The organism is Paenibacillus faecalis (genome assembly GCF_900289175.1).
Classification (GTDB): Bacteria; Bacillota; Bacilli; order Paenibacillales; family Paenibacillaceae; genus Paenibacillus_AQ; species Paenibacillus_AQ faecalis.
On the sequence record NZ_LT985747.1, the window covers coordinates 3,469,976 to 3,487,947 of the forward strand.

Sequence of the window (17,972 nt, forward strand, 5' to 3'; positions counted from 1 at the left end):
TTCCACTGTTTATTTTAGTTAATTCCTCTTCTTTACCTTTTCCCTTCACGAATCCGCTCAAGCCGTTTATTCAATATTTTGCTAAAAAAATAAAATAATTTCTTTTTTATAAATCCCTTTGTATTGTTGTATTTGGCAAAGAATTCATCAGGACTATCATAATAGCCAAGATCATGAGTAATCGAAAAGCTTTGAATATATGTGCTATCTCCCCGCCAGCAAAGACTGATTTGCTCCTTGTCTTTAATCGATATACCGAAACCGATATACCCTCCGTTATAGCTACACAGCCTATCTTTCACCTGAAGAAAATAAGTATCGTCAATGATTACTCCCTCCAGCACCTGCCACTCATTGTTGAAATAAACCTCGGTCCATGCATGAACGATTTTACGGGGGGCCAATAAATAAACGATTCCGGTAAGAGCGCCTTTTTGCATCTTTTTATCAATGTAAAAACCATGAATCCGGCAAGGAATGCCTACTCCACGCAGCAAAGCCATCAACAAGATGCTCTTTGTGTTGCACTGGCCATATCCGTCTTGCAGTACTTCGGAAGCAGGTATATCATCGCTTCGGTTATAGCCGAACTTCACTTCATTTCGTACATATTCATAAATGCGGTTGATGGTTTCATATTCTCCATACTCTCTCCACTGTTGACGTTCAATCAAATGTTGAATCGAAGGATGGGTAACATCGAGCAATTTCGTTGCTTGCAAATATCGCTTCATTCAAGATCACCCTTTTTTACATTAAATATAAGGGTTTTCAGATGACTTGACTTGCAAATATCTGCTATTTTGAACAATCGAGTTCGGAGTCATCCCTAGTTTGTCTCTTACACTTCGGGTAAAATGCGAAGAGCTGCTAAAGCCTGCTTCCAATGCAGCTTCGGTTATCGTCAGGCCTTTAAAAATATAACGAAAAGCGTTCTCCAACTTATGGTGCAAAATGTAGCTAACCAGCGAAATGCCCATCTCTTCTTTAAATAAATGGGATAACCTGCTCTCGGATAAGTAAATCTGTTGACTGAGATGTTTGACCGAAAGTTGCTGTAAAGATTGCTGATCAATATAAGTTAATACCTCCTGAATACGGTCATCCAGAGCATGATCAAGAACAGTATCGTTCAGGTTTAAAAGTTTTTTGAAGGACAGCATGAACTTTATGTAATCGCTGGAAGAATGGATGGCAGGCAAAGTTCGAATAATCAATTGTTGCAATCGAGCGCCTTGATCAGCCGCAATCACCGAATAACAGCTTTCCTGTAAATATGTTCGTTTCAACCGTTCCCCAAAAACAGATTCGGGGTTAACCAATACATAAAATTGCCATCGTTGCCGACCATAAAGCTTATGACATGTATTAGAGTCGAGAATGATCCCTTTCACCGCAAGAAGCTGCTCTTCAATGGTCATAAGGAAGTCATGCTCAAGGCCGATCGTAATCTGAATATAATTATGGCTGTGATGATCTGTATCCACTTTATTCGTCATAAATGAAATATGATCTTTGCAGAAAAATAAAAGGAGATCATGCGTAGATTGGATCATAAATAACCTCCTTCTTTAGAAGCTCGTTACATAGCTGCCCTATACTCATGCTGAAGAATCGCCATCTGGATAATATCATTCCATCCACCGTCACGAAAGATTGCCTGACGGGAAATGCCTTCATGTTTGAACCCTATTTTCTCATATAAATGGATCGCTCGATGATTGAACGAAAACACTCTTAACGAAACCCTGTGCAAATTCAGCTCCAAAAATGCGTAATCCAGTAGCAGCCGGAGTGCCTCGCTTCCGTATCCCTTGCCCCAGCAGTCTTTTTCACCGATATCAATAATGCATTCTGCATTTCGATTTTTGTAGTCCAGCTGAATAAGCGAAGTGATGCCGATAGGCCGATCGCCGTCCTGCTTATCCAGAATGATGTAGCTTTTGGAAGCAGCAGAGCCTAGAATCACATGATTTACAAAATCATTGCTCTCTTCCTCTGTATATAAATCCAAGGAAGGGCTGGTCGTTCTCATAACTTCAAGATCATTTCTCCAACGGTTGTATATGGATACATCATTTGCATTCATCTTGCGAAACTTGATTCTTTCAGATGCAAACAGCATGTTCTTGCTCTCCCTCCGTCCTATTCTAATCCTCTTTCCCACCGCGGTACAGCATGGACTGTAACGAGAACATCAGCATTTCCATCTGTTCATCTGCCTTTGTCAATTCATGCCCTAATCGAACCGTATTCAGCACGATTCCATCCATGGATGAAATAAGATAATGAGCAATATGTTCAACAGGTACACGGGGGTTGAATTCGCCTTCTGAAACTCCTTTTTGAAAAAATGACGTCAATACCTCGACCAGCCTCTCATATCGCATGATCATGTAACTCTCGCTCCCTGATTCCTTGCGATGATTCAGCGACAAGAAATACTCCGCATTGGCCCAGGCAAGGGTCGGCTTGCCAGCGATCAGCTCCTCCTTCTGAGATAAAAGCCATCCGGTCAGCTGCTCCCAATATGACCGTGCATCATCTTCAGATTGAAAAGCCAAAGCACCTTCTTCATCCTCCAACCTAAGCACTTCCTCATATACATGCTCAATATTGTTGAAATAAGCATACAACGCCCCTCTGGACACGCCTGCCGCATCCATGACATCCTGCATTGTTGCACCATGAAACCCTTTAGCGGTAAACACCCGTTTAGCCGCTTGGAGCAGCTCCTTCTTTTTCTGTTGTTTATATCGCTCGCTTACTCTTGGAGACATCTGTTTCTCTCCTTTTTATAAAATAGACATTAATGTCGTTTTATGAAAATCATTATAACCGACATGAGTGTCGGTTTACAATGTTAAACGAGCTTTAAAGTGAGATAAAGCCATAAAAAAACGGACTGCCTGTTTGACACAAGCAATCCGCTATATTACACGTCTCTTATCTCAAGGCCTTTCATGCTGTCTAACTGGGATGTTATCGCCTTCGTAATCTTGGCCATCGATGTGACTCCACATGTTGGATCATGGAAAGAAAAACTTCTCCCCATTGGTGCTCATTCAGCGTACATATAGCTGCGTTCCTATCCAGCTTTAAGGCTCTCGTCATTTTCGTAATCTGTGGAGATGAGAATACATTCCCCAATGCTGCCGAAATTGGCAGCCGAGGATCGCGCAAGGCATGAACTGCGAGTGCCATAAATTTAGCATGTTCCCGCGGGGGAAGCACCGGGTTTTTCTTTTTGCGGATGACCAGTACAGCAGATTCCACGCTCGGACGAGGTGAAAAATGTTCCGGCGAAACAGTCCGTACAATCTTCATGTCGAACCACATTCTCCATTTCAGAATACGGGGATCTTTGACCGATACCGATGTAAACCTCTTGGCTGCCCCTTTCTCAACGATGAGAACAGCGCACTTTAGAGGAACGCCCGGATAACTGAGCAGCTTATCAAGGATCGGCGTTGTAATGGAAAACGGTATGTTCGATACGATCACAAACGGCTCTCTTGGAAGATTGATCTGCAAAAAGTCTGATTGTCTTACCTGTACATTCGATATGTCTTTTGTCTTCCGGGCAAGCTTTTCAGCATAAACAGGATCGTTCTCGACCGCCAGCACCTTCTTGGATTTCTCAGCTAAAGGCAAGGTGATCGCACCAGTACCAGCACCAATATCCATAACGGTATCGTTCGAGTTTATATGGGCAAGCCGGATCATCTCCTGGACCAGCGGCTTATGGATTAACAGATGCTGCGAAGAAAAGTTCGGCGATTGCGCAAACTTTACTCCACGATTTTTTTTATTTTTAAACACAAAAAAACACCTCATTCATTCGTATATGAGAGAATGAAAAAGGCACAGAGCAAATAAACCCGGTTCATATCATAAAAAATGAACGGATATCAATGTTCTGTACCTTACACTATCTCAATCGAATAAATGCGATGCAATACATACACTCAAAGCCTCCATCCATATAAGGTGAGGTTAGTTTGGAAAACTACAAAAAACAGTATAACAAACCATTGATGTAAAAGGAACTATTTCTGTCAAGAAGCAGAATTCAAGCCGTTTACGCAATACTTTCATTGTTTTTTCACAAATTTATCCGATCCCTGCTAAATTGCCGAAACTTTCCCTTCGCCCAAAGCGTCTTAATAAGTGAGGAAAATTATAACATCGATTCTTTAATGAAGGGGGTAAGGCGCGTGAGGAAATTTTGGGCTGCTATGCTAACAGCTCTACTTATTTTTCCTATGATATTCCAATCACAGGCGCAAGCAGCAGTAAAAATTAACATCTTGATTGACGGGGTAAGATTAAAAACGAAACAGGCTCCAATTATGGTGCAAAACCGTGTCATGCTGCCAATGAGGGCTATTTTTGAAGAGTTAGATGCGAAAGTGACATGGAATCAGAAGACGAAAACAGTCACCGCAGTCAGAGATGACACAAAAATCGTTCTAAAAACCAATTCCAAAACCGCTAAAATTAACAACAGGAACGTCAAACTTGATGTTCCAGCCAAAAACCTAAGAGGCACAACAATGGTACCGGTACGCTTTGTTAGTGAAGCCTTGGGTGAAAAGGTCGGATGGAATTCCAAAACAAAAACAGTATCGATTACAACCACTTCGGACCGTGGAACAGTACCTGGCTACGGGATCTCCCCTGTCTCTTATGTTAACGCAAGAGATGTGGCCAACAACGGGGACGGACGCGATCTTCAGATCAGTTTCGCCAAGTCATACACAGAACCAAGTGTAGCACAATACCGGGTGATGATCGTGAAGGCATCGAGAGCATATGCTTTTAACCCTTCAACAGCGCGCATGGTTCAACCATCCAATTATTCTGTTGTCTTTCCAAATGGAACCGATCCATCCATAACATTAAACTCCAGCTCCCGAGACGTAGATGGGGATTATATTCGTGAAAACCAGGCGTATAAAGCTTACGTACTGGCTGTTGGAAGAACAAACGGTGTATACGCGCTATCTTCCCCTTCACCAAACATTACATTGGCAAACACCAACGCTGTTGAGCCAGCTACTAATGTGAAGGCGAGCGATATTAACGATTACCGCGACGGGCGAGACCTTTCAGTAAGCTTCACCCGTGCACAAAGAGAAGATCTGATCTCTAACTACAGAGTTATGGTTGTTAAGACGAAAGATGCAGGCAAATTTGATCTGGCGGCAGCCAAATCATTACCAAGCCAAAATTACACGACAGTATACAAAACAAGTAGCAGCAATTCGACGCTAGCTACTACACTGAACTCATCTTCCCGTGATACTTCCGGGGAATATATAAGAAATGGTGTTCCTTATACTCTGTTCGTGATGTCTGTCAGCAACAATGAGAACATGTTAGCAAGTAAACTGTCTTCTGCTTCACCTTCGATCACACTTGGAACAGGATCTGCTAATTCTCCGGTCATCACTCAAGTGAGAGATGTGAGCGACTATGGGGACGGACGCGATCTGCGTGTAGATTTCACCAAAATGTCTGATGAATCACGTATCGGATCTTATCGGATTTTTGTTGTAAAGTCATCGGACTACCATAATTTTAATTTGAACCGAGCGAATTCAGTAAGCAGTTATAATTACACACAAGTGAGCAAGACAGGAAATAATATTAGCTACAACTTATCCTCCGGAGCAAGAGACGTGGACGGAGCATTGATACGAAAACGGAGTTAATTACCGTGTGTTCGTCATGCCTGTTATTGTGGGCAGTAATTACGGCGATGTTCTCTCTTCCGCTTCAAGTGATATTATGCTAACGAATTACAACAACTCGTATGTCGGCTCTGTCTCCAGTCTTTATGTAAGGGACGTTGGCGATTACGGGAATGGTCGGGATCTGCAAGTCTCATTTAAACGTCCATCGAATGAATACAACATCAGCCATTACCGCGCATTCGTGGTCAAGTCGCACAAAGCGAATAACTTTGATATATACGATGCAAACAAGTTGTCCAGCTACTATTCCACAGACATTTATAAAACAGGGGGTAATACAGTTACCCAGAGTTTGTCATCCAGCAGTCGGGATACAGATGGGGACCCTATAAGGGATGGTGTCAGCTACCGGGTATTTATTATGTCGGTCGGCTACGGGAACTATTCTGGCAACAACGTACTGTCATCATCTTCTAGCATCATTACACTTAGCAATAATCATAAAGTTGATCCGGTAACCCAAGTGACGGTTACTGATGTAAATGATCTTAATGACGGTAGGGATTTGATGGTATCTTTCAGAAGACCTGCGGATTATTACAATATTGATCATTACCGAATTTTCGTTGTTAAAGCAAACGATCCTTATACATTTGATTTATCGAGAGCTAAATCAATAAGAAATGACAAGTATACCTATGTAAGCAGCAAATCTGACAGCACAATCTCACTGACACTTGATTCCAATGCTAAGGATATCGATGGAGACAAAGTTAAGAATGGTACTGATTACCGTGTGTATGTGATGTCTGTTGGCGGAAGCAGTTACGCAGGAAGCTCTGATCTATCCCCTTCATCCAAAATCATAAAGCTGGAAAGTAATTCTCCGGTCAAATCGGTTACAGGCTTAAAGGTAATTGATGACGGAGACAGAAATGACGGTAGAGATATGCTTATATCTTTTAATAAATTAGACGATGAGGATAGCATCAGTCATTATCAAATATACGTAGTGAAATCGGGAAGGAATTTCGATCTCGAGCTTGCAAATAAAAAAGATAACTATACACATGTTCCTAAAAAAGGAACTGACATCAGTATCAGCTTATCTTACAACGCAACAGATATTGACAATGAAGAAATCAAAAATTCCATAGATTATGATGTATATGTTCTCTCGGTTAGCAAAGATGGAAATCCAAATAACAATGCATTATCTGAAGCGGCACCTATCACGCTCAAAGGTAGTGAAATCACGGCTCCTTCGATTGTAGAAGCGAAGATTGATGAGAATAAGACAGGATTTGATATAACTTTTGAGAAGCCAAAAAAATCGGAAAATGTGAAAGAATATCGCGTCATGGTAGTACCTTCCGATGACACAAATCCTTTTGAAGTGAAAGATGCAAGCGATGTACCCGCAAATTATTATAAAAGAGTAGGACCCGATGCTGCTGAACTAAAAGTGAACATCCAATTAGGTTCTAAAGATGCTAAGGGAAATAGCATAGTCACAAACACAAAATACAAGGTATACGTTTTGGCTGTTAACAATGGCCAGGGTGCTGGTGGAGACGCCCTTTCCAATCATGCAATAGTTGAAATTAAAGATCCTACAACTGAAACAGAACCAAATCCTTTGGCAGCATCAAGTGTAAAAGTAGAATACATTCAAAAGACTAATAACTTGGAAGTAAGCTTTATACCTTCCAAGGATTCCAGCATTGTTTCGTATCAAGTCATGTTTATTTTGGAAAGTGATGCTGATAGCTTCACTCTAGAAAAAACTTCTTCTTCTAAAACAGCTAATAACTTAACTTCGATGGAACTGACACAAGTCAAAGAAGATGTAAAAGATAAGACAGATACTGAAACGGATAAACTTGTTAAGTATACAGTAGAAATGCCAAACAAGGATGTATACGGACAACAAATACAATCAGGCAAAAAATATAAAGCGCGCATCCTAAGTGTTGTAAACAAGGCGGATAAACTTACTGAGGTTGTAGCCGTATCAAAACCATCAAATGCTGTAGTTTTGAAACCTGCTGATCCCGCTACACAAACGATTTCAAAATGACCTCCTTCTAAATGAGGAGTCCAACAGCATCAAACAGCCTTCATCCACGGTCGGATGAAGGCTGTTTTTTCTTGCTTGTACACGCATGATATCCGGTCTGATCAACGACCAAAAAACTTACTCGCCTACGACAAGCTTCAAATCCTGCTGCTCTATATCAAAAGAAGTTTTCGAAGATTCCGTATTTTTGGTTAAGGTGAATTCATCTACAACACGTCCGCCCATGGTCTTTGTTATCATCGTCAGTTCATTCCCTGAAATTTCAACCGAAGCATACATTTGTGTTTTTTCTTCATCGGTCACTTTCTGCCAATCTCTTTCGGTCAACGAATAGAACTTAGGTCCGGTAGAGCCTGCGATGACATAAGTCGTACCGTTACCATCTGTAGAAATTTCTTTGTTTTTCATCGGATGGGTGCGTACATAAATATGGTCATGACCATTAAGCACAAGATCAACCTGATGCTTTTCCAGAACAGGAGCCCACAACTCTCTGATTTCCTCCGTGTCATATATACTGCCGTAAGGACCTCGATGGAATACAGCGATTTTCCATTTCTTTGTTGTGTTCGCCAGATCCTGCTCCAACCAACGTTGTTGTTCTTCATATTGGTACTCGCTGTTCAGCACAATGAAATGAGCATCCTTGTAATCAAAAGAAAAATTGGTTCCCTTTAGACTCGGCACACCGTTCCCTGGCTGATTGAAATGCGCAAGAAAATCATCATTTCCCCTTGATCCCATCGCCTCATGATTTCCGATCGCCCCAACCCATGTTGTATTCAAGAAAACGTCTTGAGCTTCCTTGAACCAAAGGTTCCACTCCTTCTCGTTAAAGCCTTTCTCAACCATATCTCCGGCCTGAACGATAAATTGCGCATCAGGATGTTCCTGAACAGCTTTATTTACGATATTTCCCCATAGCTTGAAATCGGCCTCACTGCTAGCTTGGGAATCAGCAAAAAATAAAAATTTCAGATCATCCCCCACTGTCTCTGCCGTACGGAACGTCCCTTGCGGTCCATCATTTCCTTTGCCGTCTCCAACCCGATAAACATAGGCAGTTCCAGGCTCCAGATCATGAACTGCTGCTTTGTGCACCCGAATCGTGCCGGTATCGAACGTATGAAACAGTTCGTTCTCTCCGCTAATCTGCTTTACATTCGGCGCATCAAAGCCTGTAAACTCCGACTTTTTTACAATCTCGACAACAGTCTGATCTATACTTGGGTGAGTATGCCATGTGAATCCACGCGCGCGTGTCGGATCTTCACCCATATTTACGTTTATATTGTAAGGCGTCTTGCTCCCGGCCAACTTCGACACCGTAAACGCTGTAACGGGACTGTAGAAGGTTCCCTTAACGGCCTGCAGCTGGTATGTCTTAACTGAAGAAGTTAACGTACTCTTCGTCAACGTTCCGTCCGCATCCGTTGTGCCGATGACATTCCCGTCTGCTATAATCCGGGCTCCCTTAACTGGGGCTCCGCTCTCATCCTTAACCCGAAAGATCGTTTCATCACCTTCAACATGCCCGTGTTCATTCCATTCCAGTGTTAAATGCGTATGAATGTCAGCAGTTTGTGGGAGTCCAGAGAATGAGTGGATAACGTCCTCGGTGTTGGCAAAAGAAACCGAGCCGGATACGAAATCAAACGTATGGGCACCCACAGCATCTTTTTTAACATCATACTGAATTTGTCCAATCAAATCCTTTTCCGTCAATCCAGCCGAATCCACCTTGGCCAGCTTGAGAACAATACGCCCCGCTTCGCTGTCGATATCAGCCTTAACCCTGGATTTCATCTTATCTTCTACAACAAGCTTTACGTTTTCCAATTTGTCAGGATCGTAAGCGAATTCGATCTTACCATTACGAATGTTTGACGGGTTTACTGCCGATAAATCCAAAGTATAAGTGCCGCCAGCATAGATGTCCTTCGGTGTGCTGTAAACCAACTTGGCAGCTCCGGTATCCACGTTAAAGGTCCATACTTTAACACTTTGATTGCCGGAAAGATCTTTTACCGACACTTTGACTTGATGAATACCGTCAGCCAGCGGCTTGTCCGGTGTATAGTAAATCTCGCCTTTTGGCGGATACAAGGTGTGTTTTACTAATTCCCCGTCCAGATAAAACCGAATTTGCTCCGGGTCAATCAGGGTGCTGCCCGGATGTTTATCAGGGTCATACCCGGCATCCTCAGCAGTAACAGAAATGTTCGGCTGATTCTTTTTAACAGTTGCTCCATCCGCAGGCGAAAAATCCTTTAGCATTGGAGGGTCTATATCATCCTCATTCGGTCCGTAAAGCGCACGGATTTGATCTACATAAATAACACCGGCATCTTTTTTGGCGGCCGAGGTTTCCATATAACGTACCGGCATGTCCATCGTTAAAGGCAGCAGCCTTCCTTTTGGTACTTCTGCCTCAACATATTTCCAGCCTTCGAAATCAACACCGACTGTCTGATCGACAAAATCAAGCGCAATGATTCCTTTGCTGTCCCGCAATTGAGCACGGAGCCAATGTTTTTTGCCGTCGCCATACACCCACATGCCTATTTTTTCCGGATAACCGGGAATGACGATATGATGGTCCGGGCTCTTGGCTTGCAAATAAGCCCCGGAAGTTCCGGTTGTACCCGTAAAATCATATTCCAGCTTTAAAGAGCCATTACCGAACCGAACTAGTTCCTTATTCGTCTCAATGCTCGCTTTCACAAACTTATACTGCGCCCCGGCACTTTCCAGATAAGGGTCCAGTCCATTTTCGAAATCTTCCAGAACGACCGGAGGAAGTCCGATATTTACATCAACAGAAGCTTCAACTCCTTTATAGCTTACGATAATCCTGCCTGTCTTCTCGGATTCGCCCGTTGCCATAAACGTCCCGTTCTTATCGATCGATCCGATATCCCCTTCCGTTGTCCACTTCAGCTGGCTGTTATCGGCTTGAATGACCTGACCATTGCGAAGGGCTGTTACTTTCATCGTTTCCGTCTTGCCGGGAGCAAAGCTTTTTACGGTTTCGCCAAAACTCAACTCGGTCAGTTCATCCACAACTTCCACGGTACTCGTTCCGCTTAAGTTTCCGGTTCTGGCCTTTATTTCAGCCGTTCCAGCCAAAGATCCAGCTGTAAATACACCAGCTTCATCTATCGTCCCCAGAGCCGGTTCAACGCTCCATGTTGGCGTATCAGTTGATCGAACCGGATGCAGATGAGAATCTACAGCCGCTGCTTTCAATTTGATTTTGGAGCCTGAGAGCACCCGCTCCAACTGCGGCTTCACCACCAGCTTGTCCGCTGCTTCTTCCGGCGCCGTGTTCACGAGCAAAATCCCGTTTGCGGTCTTTCTTTCGCTGCCGTCGGACGGAGAATTAACCATTTGGCGTAATGGCTCTCCCGGCAAACGGGCAACAAGCGTAGTTGAACCTCCCCCGTCAAGATTCAAAGCGTTGACCGCCCCCATATCCTTCATGATCAGGGCCAGCTCATTTAACGTTACCCCTTCACTGTATCCGGGCTGCCGTCCATCTATAACGAACATGATGACGGTTCCGTCCGCTTTCGTTCCAATAGCGGTTCGAGGATGTACGCCGGAATCGCTGCTATGCTGAATCACGCCATCATCAATTAACAGAGCATTTCCGCCAATCGCCATCTCGACATCCTTCCATTCTGGCTCCAGATCCAGGAAGACAGATACCTCATCGCCAATCTGTAATCCATCCAGAACTTCACGATATTGTCCCGATGCCGATAAAATCACGGTACCATCCATTATCGGTGTATTACCCTCATCCTTATGTATGGCTGATACTTTCAAGCTCAGCGTTTGACCGCTCTTAACCTCACCCGAAACAACATCCAGTACGACCTCATCCCCCGATGTATTCGTCATCGTTGAAGAATGAAACGAAGGCGTATAGAGAACAAGCGCATTCGAACCCCGCAGGCGATTCATAGCAGTGATCGCTGTGCTCTTTCCGGAAATGCTCAAAATCCGTGTCAATTGGGGGCTTGGTCCGTACATTGTCGTTCCGTCCTTTTTCATTCCAAAAGCAAATAATCCATCGGGTGGACTGTTTAAAAGCTCACCTTCTCCCATAAAAAAGCCTAAAGGCAAGCCATTCGACATATCATAAAAATCCCCGTTCATCGCAGCAATGACCCGATTTCCTTCACGATCTGCATTCGTGGCCATCCCGGACACCTCCTGCATCCCGTAAACCTTTCCACCACTCTTACCGGGTTGCAGCTTAAGAGCAGAGTTCTTCGGATTAAATTCCACATAATGAATTTGTTCCAAGCCCCGATTCAGCTTCATATTCTGCCACGTATATGTCGCTTCTGGTCCGATCTCCATCTGCCGCTGGTCCAGCACCATTCCATCAGGAGACGATTTTTCCTTGGCGTCAGCCTGATGGACAGGCATAAATAAAGACAACAGCATTGCACCGCTCAGTAATAAAGATAGGATACGATTTCGCTTGAACCCTGTCATTCCATCATAACCTCCATCCCTTGGATCAAATTGTCATTCTTTTCATAGCTAATTTTCAACAAGTCACCACCTTGGAGTCAGTATACCGATACCGTGTAAACGCCAGCCTTTCCCTGAGTTAACGCGATGTTAAATGAAAAAAATGTGATCTCGATCATTATTAAAGCGTTTACATTGTTTATTACATACTATAAAGAACTTGTCCGATGGATTAAAAGCATCTAATTTACCATATCTTTCAAAAGATTGCCGGGACAATCGAACCGATGACATGACTTTGGAACTTGGTCATTGTTAGAAAAATGTCTGAAAACTGCGCTTTATCAGTTATTTTGCAAATTTGATAAAACGCTTCCGCTTTACTATGATGAGAATATATGGAATTTCATTAAGGAGGTTTACTTATGAAAATAGCCATATGCGGGGGAACCGGATTTATCGGTCAAAGCTTATGCAGACACTGGGTTCAGGAAGGACACCATATCATCATCGTCACTCGTTCAAAGCCGGAGAAAGTGGAAAATGCGGATCAAATCACTTACGCAACCTGGGATGATATGAAACAGAAACCACAGCTGTTTGAAGGGCTGGATGCACTCATCAACCTCGCAGGTTCATCGCTGAGCCAGCGCTGGAGCGTCAACGGGAAAGAGCGCATTCTTTCCTCCCGTCACCAGACCGTAGCTGCAGTTGCCGAGCTGATGCGCCATCTGAGCCGTAAGCCTCCTGTCGTTATACAGGCATCCGCCATGGCCATATACGGCACTTCTGAAGATAAAACCTTTGACGAGAGCAGTCCTTCACGCGTCATGGACTTTCCTTCAAGCGTCGTTGCTGAATGGGAGGAAGCAGCAGACCGGATTCCGGTGGACAGGCTTATAAAGCTGCGCATCAGCGTAGTGCTAGGTAATGATGGCGGTGCTTTTCCAAAAATGATTCTCCCTTACAAGCTTGGCTTTGGCGGCAAAATCGGGAGCGGCCATCAATGGATGTCCTGGATTCATATCCGCGATATCGTAAGCCTGATTGATTTCTGTGTGCAAAACCCCGATATTAAAGGGCCCGTTAATGCTGCAGCCCCCCATCCTGTAACGAACAAGGAATTCGGACGCACCGTTGCCAAAGTTTATCGCCGTCCGCACTGGCTCCCTGTTCCATCCTTTCTGCTAAAAACGATACTTGGTGAGCTGTCCATGATTCTGTTAGAAGGTCAACGCATTATCCCTGTTAAAGCAGAAAAACATGGCTTCCAGTTCCAATATCCCAAGCTAATTGATGCACTGTACGATCTGAGAAAAAAATAAAAATAAATAAGGGGCCTCACAGGTCCCCTTATTCGTCAATAACCCCATTCAACTTAAGTATTGCCATCGTTATTCCCCAAATCGCTCTTACGAAAGAAATCAGCCAGAAAATAAGAAACCCGATAAACACAAGCTCAATCGCTTTTTCCAAAATCCGGTGCCTAAGCTTGCTGTTCTCTGCCGGAGGAAGGTCATATTTAGAGGGCATTTGGGAATTTCTGATTTTCCTGGCCATTACAATACACTCCATTTCATAAAGTATGTATGTAAAGTTCTCCTTCGCCAGAATATAATCCTTCAATTTATACCTTTTTAGTTAAAAATAAACTGGATCACATAGCCCTTTTCACATTAGGATACAGCGATGTAAATCTGTACAACCGCATTTGAAGGATCGAATTGTACCGAATCATAAAGCTCAAAGTCTCCCTTATATGTTCTTGTTTCTATATTATTTTGAAAATAAACCCAAATTTCTCGCCATGCTTCCACCACCACGGACTGTACCGGTCCCTGCTTGCTCGTAAACACCAGATAGTCTAAAGCCGGAATATCGGCTTTTCTGAAATTTTTCAAATGATCAGCATTAACCCCATCTTCCGTGGCCTCGCAGCCCAGAACGACCGTATATTCACCGTTCACATCACTGGCGTATTCCGTGTATAATCCATAAATTTGACCTGGCTTGATTCCAGACTGCTGCATTAAGCCGCTTTGAAAAAAGCTTCCCCAAAGCCCTGATATTTTTCCTTCAGGTCCCGCTTCCACCTGATTAGACGTTCTTGCAGCTACTCCGATCAGCCGTATTGCCGGTTTGCTTATACGCTCTACTTTCATGGTTCATCCTCTTTTCATCTAAGAATATGACCTTATTCTAACCTGGAAAAGTGGACATCTGTCTGTCTCCGTTTACATACCGCCCTATAATTTGTTCCGCCCGCCGTACAACCTCTTCTGCCACAAAGTCCGGACTTTCTACCTTCACCTGATCACCAAAGCTTAGAATCATACCATAAAACCAATCATCCGGTTTCAAGACAACCTCGATCCTAAAGTCCCCATCCGGGAGAAGGGATACCTCATTGGGATGGAACACATCGGCCAACCGCTGCCTTGCTTCTTTCTTAAACGTCAGCACCAAGGTTTCATCGGGGGTATCCGACCAGGATGCAGCCCACTGAAATTTCTCCACTTCCGGAGCTTCAAGAGTCTCAAACCTTTCCTCCCTTAATGCCACATGCTGAATCCTAGTTAACCGGAAGATTCTGAAATCTTTCCGCAACGTGCAATAAGCGTGGACGTACCATACCGAGCCCTTCAAAATTAATGAGACCGGTTTTATCACTCGTTTCTGACTTTGTCCGCTGGAAGAGATATATTCAATCATGGTTTTCCGCTTCTCATCAACGCCTTGTCTTAGCAGCTGCATCGTTTCTTTAATCCCAGCCCGATGTCCCCAAGGATTCATGTCCATGATCAGTCTGTCTTCACGCTGCTCCTCAGTGTAACCCCGCTGTGCTTTTTGCAGAAGATTTTTCACTTTTTCCAAAAGCAGTCCCGTTTCTTGATCCTCCAAAGCACAGTGTATGCCTTTAACAGCCGTCACGAGCGAGCTCATCTCCTCGATCGATAGCCAGTACCTGTCGATCATAAATTGTTCCATGATTTCAAAACCGCCGGATACCCCTTGGTAAGCAACAATCGGAACTCCCGCTTGGCTTAATGCATCCATATCCCGATAAATGGTTTTGCTGGACACCTCAAAGCGCTCAGCCAGCTCCTTGGCGCTGACCCGACCACGATTAAGCAGCAGCACAGTAGTCGCCAGCAAACGATCTATTTTCATAAATGAATCAGCCTTTCATTTTTCTGCAATTTTTCAATTATATATCTTAATTCAAGCTAAACAACTGTAAAATGTGTTAAACCAATGTTAAAGTCCTCTTCAATCGGTATTTATTTAATTATGATACAATAAATTGCATCGTCATTGAGGTTAGAAACGTATAGTAACACAATGCATCAATGCTAGATACATAAGGGGGAACGAAAAAATGAATGATCGGCTTGCATCCATGCGCCGCTGTCATCCGGATTCTATCAAAGCTTCGCGCATTGCTGGCTCTTTGTTTTGGGCCGTACTCATCGCACTGTCTGTCGCGTATATCTTTTTTGCGCCTATCAAAGGTTGGACGGTGCTCCCGGGATGGATCGGCCTCGGGCTATTCATCCTCGCACTCATCTGGTTCACATGGATCGAACCTGTACTATCCTATCGGATGTTCGGCTTCAAAGTAACCGAGGAGGAGCTTGAGCTTCGCTCCGGCTGGCTCTGGCTCTCAGACACCATTGTTCCGATGACGCGGGTTCAGCATGTAGAGCTGGAGAGAGGCCCGCTGCTGCGGCGGTTTGGCTTGGCTGAAGTGAAGGTGGTAACAGCTGCAAAAACACATGTGATTAAGGCGCTTGAATCCAATGAAGCGGAGGAATTAAAAAAACAGATCGGTGAGCTTGCGAAAGTGGTGGATCACGATGAATGAACCGGTGGAGAAACGACTTCACAAGCTGTACATCCTGTTTCCTCTAGTGAGCAGTATTAAATCTATGATTCCGGTTATCATCTTGTTTGGAATCAAGATCATAAACGGCGAGTCTCTACAGGATCATATAAGATTCTGGGTTGTGCTTGGAATAACAGCTCTGATTCTACTCCTGATCATTTATGGATTTTTCCAATGGAGACGTTTCAAATATGTGCTGGAGGATAACAAAATCGTCATTCGCCGCGGTGTGTTCTTCCGGGAAGAACTTTCGATTTACACGGGGCGTATACACAGTATGAACATGGAACAGCCGCTGCTGCAGCGTATTCTCGGTTTAACACAGGTGAAAATTGATACGCCGGGAAAAAGCAATGATGGTGGCAAGCTTCCCGCCGTCTCCAGTGCAGAGGCTGAACGTTTGCAGCGCTGGCTTCGGGAACGAACGGCGGCAGGGTCCGCCTTGAGACGGAGCGATGATGTTCATGTTGAAGGTTTGCCTCATTCTGATGACATCATTACAAGTGATAAGGCGCTGCTTAATAACATGCAGGCAGATGGGGCCAGTGACGATATAATCCATGCTGAGCCAGTTCATCAGCCCACAGTAATCGACCGTCATACAGCAGCTCCTGATCGGTGCGAAATGAGCGAAGCCTCATCTTCCAGTCATTCCGTCCATGAAACGGAGGCTGCTCCCGAGGAACGAACCGTACTGCTGCAATTATCAACAAAGCAACTGTTGATTGCAGCACTTACTTCGCTGAACATATCGTTAGCCATTGCCTTTGTTGCAGGTGTGATCTCTTTTGCCGACGATATCCTGCCGGAAAATCTGTATACGACGATTTATGAGGAAGCGGGTCATTTTCTTCCCGGTGGGTGGATCACACTCATCGCCGTTGGCATCATTCTCGCCTGGCTACTATCAGCTGTGCTGTATACGATCAAGTATGCGGGATTTACAGTAGAGCGTGTTGGCAAACAGATTGCCATTACATGCGGCCTGCTGGAACGAAAGCAGATGTTCTTCTCACCGCAACGGGTACAGGCTGTATCCGTCAAGGAAGGAGTGCTCAGACAGCCCTTTGGATATGCTGAGGTAAAGCTTCACGTCCTTACTTCAGAATCCGAAAAAAATCTGATCCTTCATCCTATGATTCCGATAAAAGATATTGCGAAGCTGCTTGAGAAAATCGTTCCACAGTACAGCGTGAACCCGGTGGATATCGTCCCTCCCAGGAGAGCGATCTGGCTGTACTTGCGTTATGAAATACTTATTACAGCTGCTGCATGTGCCGGGCTCATCTGGTATTTCAAGGAAGCGGGTTTATGGTCACTGCTGTTGTTTCCGCTCACCATCCTGCTGGCAATTGTGACATTCAAAGATACAGGCATGGCGATTCGGGGCAAACAGCTGACAATCAGGTCTCGATTGATTGCCCGTACGACCAAATACATCCGCCGTCCACAGATCATTAGCCTTAAAGTCTTCGGGAGCCGCTGGCAGCGCAAGAGAAACCTGTTGTCATTTGAGGTAAATCTTATGACAGGGTTGTATGACGGAAAAATATATAGCCTGGACCAATCTGCCGTCAAAGAAGTATGGCAATGGTTCCGTTATTCGAAAGATACGTCTAAATCCGATACATTTGACACATCCGAAAACAGCAACACGAAAGACGAGGGCACACCGCTTATGACTACTGAGTCCAAAAGAGATAACTGTGAACCTCATATCGGATAAAGGCGCTTAAAAAAATGTACAACGTGTAATCTTCATAAGTATTGGTTTTCAAAAAAAGCAGGCGACCTGTCTAATCAGACAGGTCGCCTCTTT

The 17,972-nt window shown here is 44.2% G+C and carries 14 protein-coding genes; 5 read left to right on the plus strand and 9 right to left on the minus strand.

Annotated features, from left to right (window positions below):
- Nucleotides 1-32: 32 nt before the first annotated feature.
- The 5 genes from C8268_RS16395 to erm form a co-directional block, all read right to left on the minus strand.
- Entirely contained in the window at nt 33-734 is a 702-nt protein-coding gene (locus C8268_RS16395; protein ID WP_106768665.1) for a transglutaminase-like domain-containing protein, read from the minus strand.
- Nucleotides 735-755: 21 nt separating this feature from the next.
- Nucleotides 756-1,556, minus strand: coding sequence for a helix-turn-helix domain-containing protein (locus C8268_RS16400; protein WP_106768666.1), 801 nt, complete (start codon nt 1,554-1,556; stop codon nt 756-758).
- Nucleotides 1,557-1,582: 26 nt separating this feature from the next.
- Nucleotides 1,583-2,125, minus strand: coding sequence for a GNAT family N-acetyltransferase (locus C8268_RS16405; RefSeq protein ID WP_106768667.1), 543 nt, complete (start codon nt 2,123-2,125; stop codon nt 1,583-1,585).
- Nucleotides 2,126-2,150: 25 nt separating this feature from the next.
- Nucleotides 2,151-2,780 (minus strand): TetR/AcrR family transcriptional regulator, encoded by a 630-nt coding sequence (locus C8268_RS16410; RefSeq protein WP_106768668.1) that lies wholly within the window; start codon nt 2,778-2,780, stop codon nt 2,151-2,153.
- Nucleotides 2,781-2,982: 202 nt separating this feature from the next.
- Complete coding sequence (gene erm, locus C8268_RS16415; protein WP_234032848.1) at nt 2,983-3,822, minus strand: 23S ribosomal RNA methyltransferase Erm; 840 nt, start codon at nt 3,820-3,822, stop codon at nt 2,983-2,985.
- A gap of 395 nt (nt 3,823-4,217) precedes the next feature.
- On the opposite strand from erm, the gene C8268_RS16420 reads away from it, so the two are divergent.
- Both C8268_RS16420 and C8268_RS16425 read left to right on the plus strand, forming a co-directional pair.
- Entirely contained in the window at nt 4,218-5,717 is a 1,500-nt protein-coding gene (locus C8268_RS16420; RefSeq protein ID WP_106768670.1) for a copper amine oxidase N-terminal domain-containing protein, read from the plus strand.
- A gap of 7 nt (nt 5,718-5,724) precedes the next feature.
- Nucleotides 5,725-7,779, plus strand: a complete 2,055-nt coding sequence (locus C8268_RS16425; RefSeq protein WP_106768671.1) for a hypothetical protein — start codon at nt 5,725-5,727, stop codon at nt 7,777-7,779.
- Nucleotides 7,780-7,896: 117 nt separating this feature from the next.
- On the opposite strand, the gene C8268_RS16430 is transcribed toward C8268_RS16425, so the two are convergent.
- A complete protein-coding gene (locus tag C8268_RS16430) occupies nt 7,897-12,288 on the minus strand; it encodes a phosphodiester glycosidase family protein (protein WP_106768672.1) in 4,392 nt (1,463 codons plus the stop codon).
- A gap of 404 nt (nt 12,289-12,692) precedes the next feature.
- Here C8268_RS16430 and C8268_RS16435 point away from each other — a divergent pair, with 404 nt between their 5' ends.
- Nucleotides 12,693-13,592, plus strand: a complete 900-nt coding sequence (locus C8268_RS16435; RefSeq protein ID WP_106768673.1) for a TIGR01777 family oxidoreductase — start codon at nt 12,693-12,695, stop codon at nt 13,590-13,592.
- Nucleotides 13,593-13,620: 28 nt separating this feature from the next.
- Here C8268_RS16435 and C8268_RS16440 read toward each other — a convergent pair whose 3' ends face one another.
- The 3 genes from C8268_RS16440 to C8268_RS16450 all read right to left on the minus strand — a co-directional run bounded on the left by C8268_RS16440 (nt 13,621) and on the right by C8268_RS16450 (nt 15,438).
- Nucleotides 13,621-13,827: a hypothetical protein gene (locus C8268_RS16440; protein WP_158702747.1), complete on the minus strand. Its 207-nt coding sequence runs from the start codon at nt 13,825-13,827 to the stop codon at nt 13,621-13,623.
- A gap of 116 nt (nt 13,828-13,943) precedes the next feature.
- The gene (locus C8268_RS16445) at nt 13,944-14,429 is read right to left on the minus strand and encodes a GyrI-like domain-containing protein (protein ID WP_106768675.1); all 486 of its coding nucleotides are present in this window, start codon (nt 14,427-14,429) and stop codon (nt 13,944-13,946) included.
- A gap of 37 nt (nt 14,430-14,466) precedes the next feature.
- Nucleotides 14,467-15,438 carry a helix-turn-helix transcriptional regulator gene (locus C8268_RS16450; protein ID WP_106768676.1) on the minus strand — a complete coding sequence of 324 codons (972 nt, stop codon included), beginning with the start codon at nt 15,436-15,438 and terminating at the stop codon, nt 14,467-14,469.
- 208 nt (nt 15,439-15,646) lie between these two features.
- Here C8268_RS16450 and C8268_RS16455 point away from each other — a divergent pair, with 208 nt between their 5' ends.
- Together C8268_RS16455 and C8268_RS16460 are read left to right on the plus strand one after the other, a co-directional pair.
- Nucleotides 15,647-16,132, plus strand: coding sequence for a PH domain-containing protein (locus C8268_RS16455; protein WP_106768677.1), 486 nt, complete (start codon nt 15,647-15,649; stop codon nt 16,130-16,132).
- A complete protein-coding gene (locus C8268_RS16460) occupies nt 16,125-17,879 on the plus strand; it encodes a PH domain-containing protein (protein WP_106768678.1) in 1,755 nt (584 codons plus the stop codon). Before C8268_RS16455 ends, C8268_RS16460 begins: the two co-directional genes overlap by 8 nt.
- The last annotated feature ends 93 nt before the right edge of the window (nt 17,880-17,972 follow it).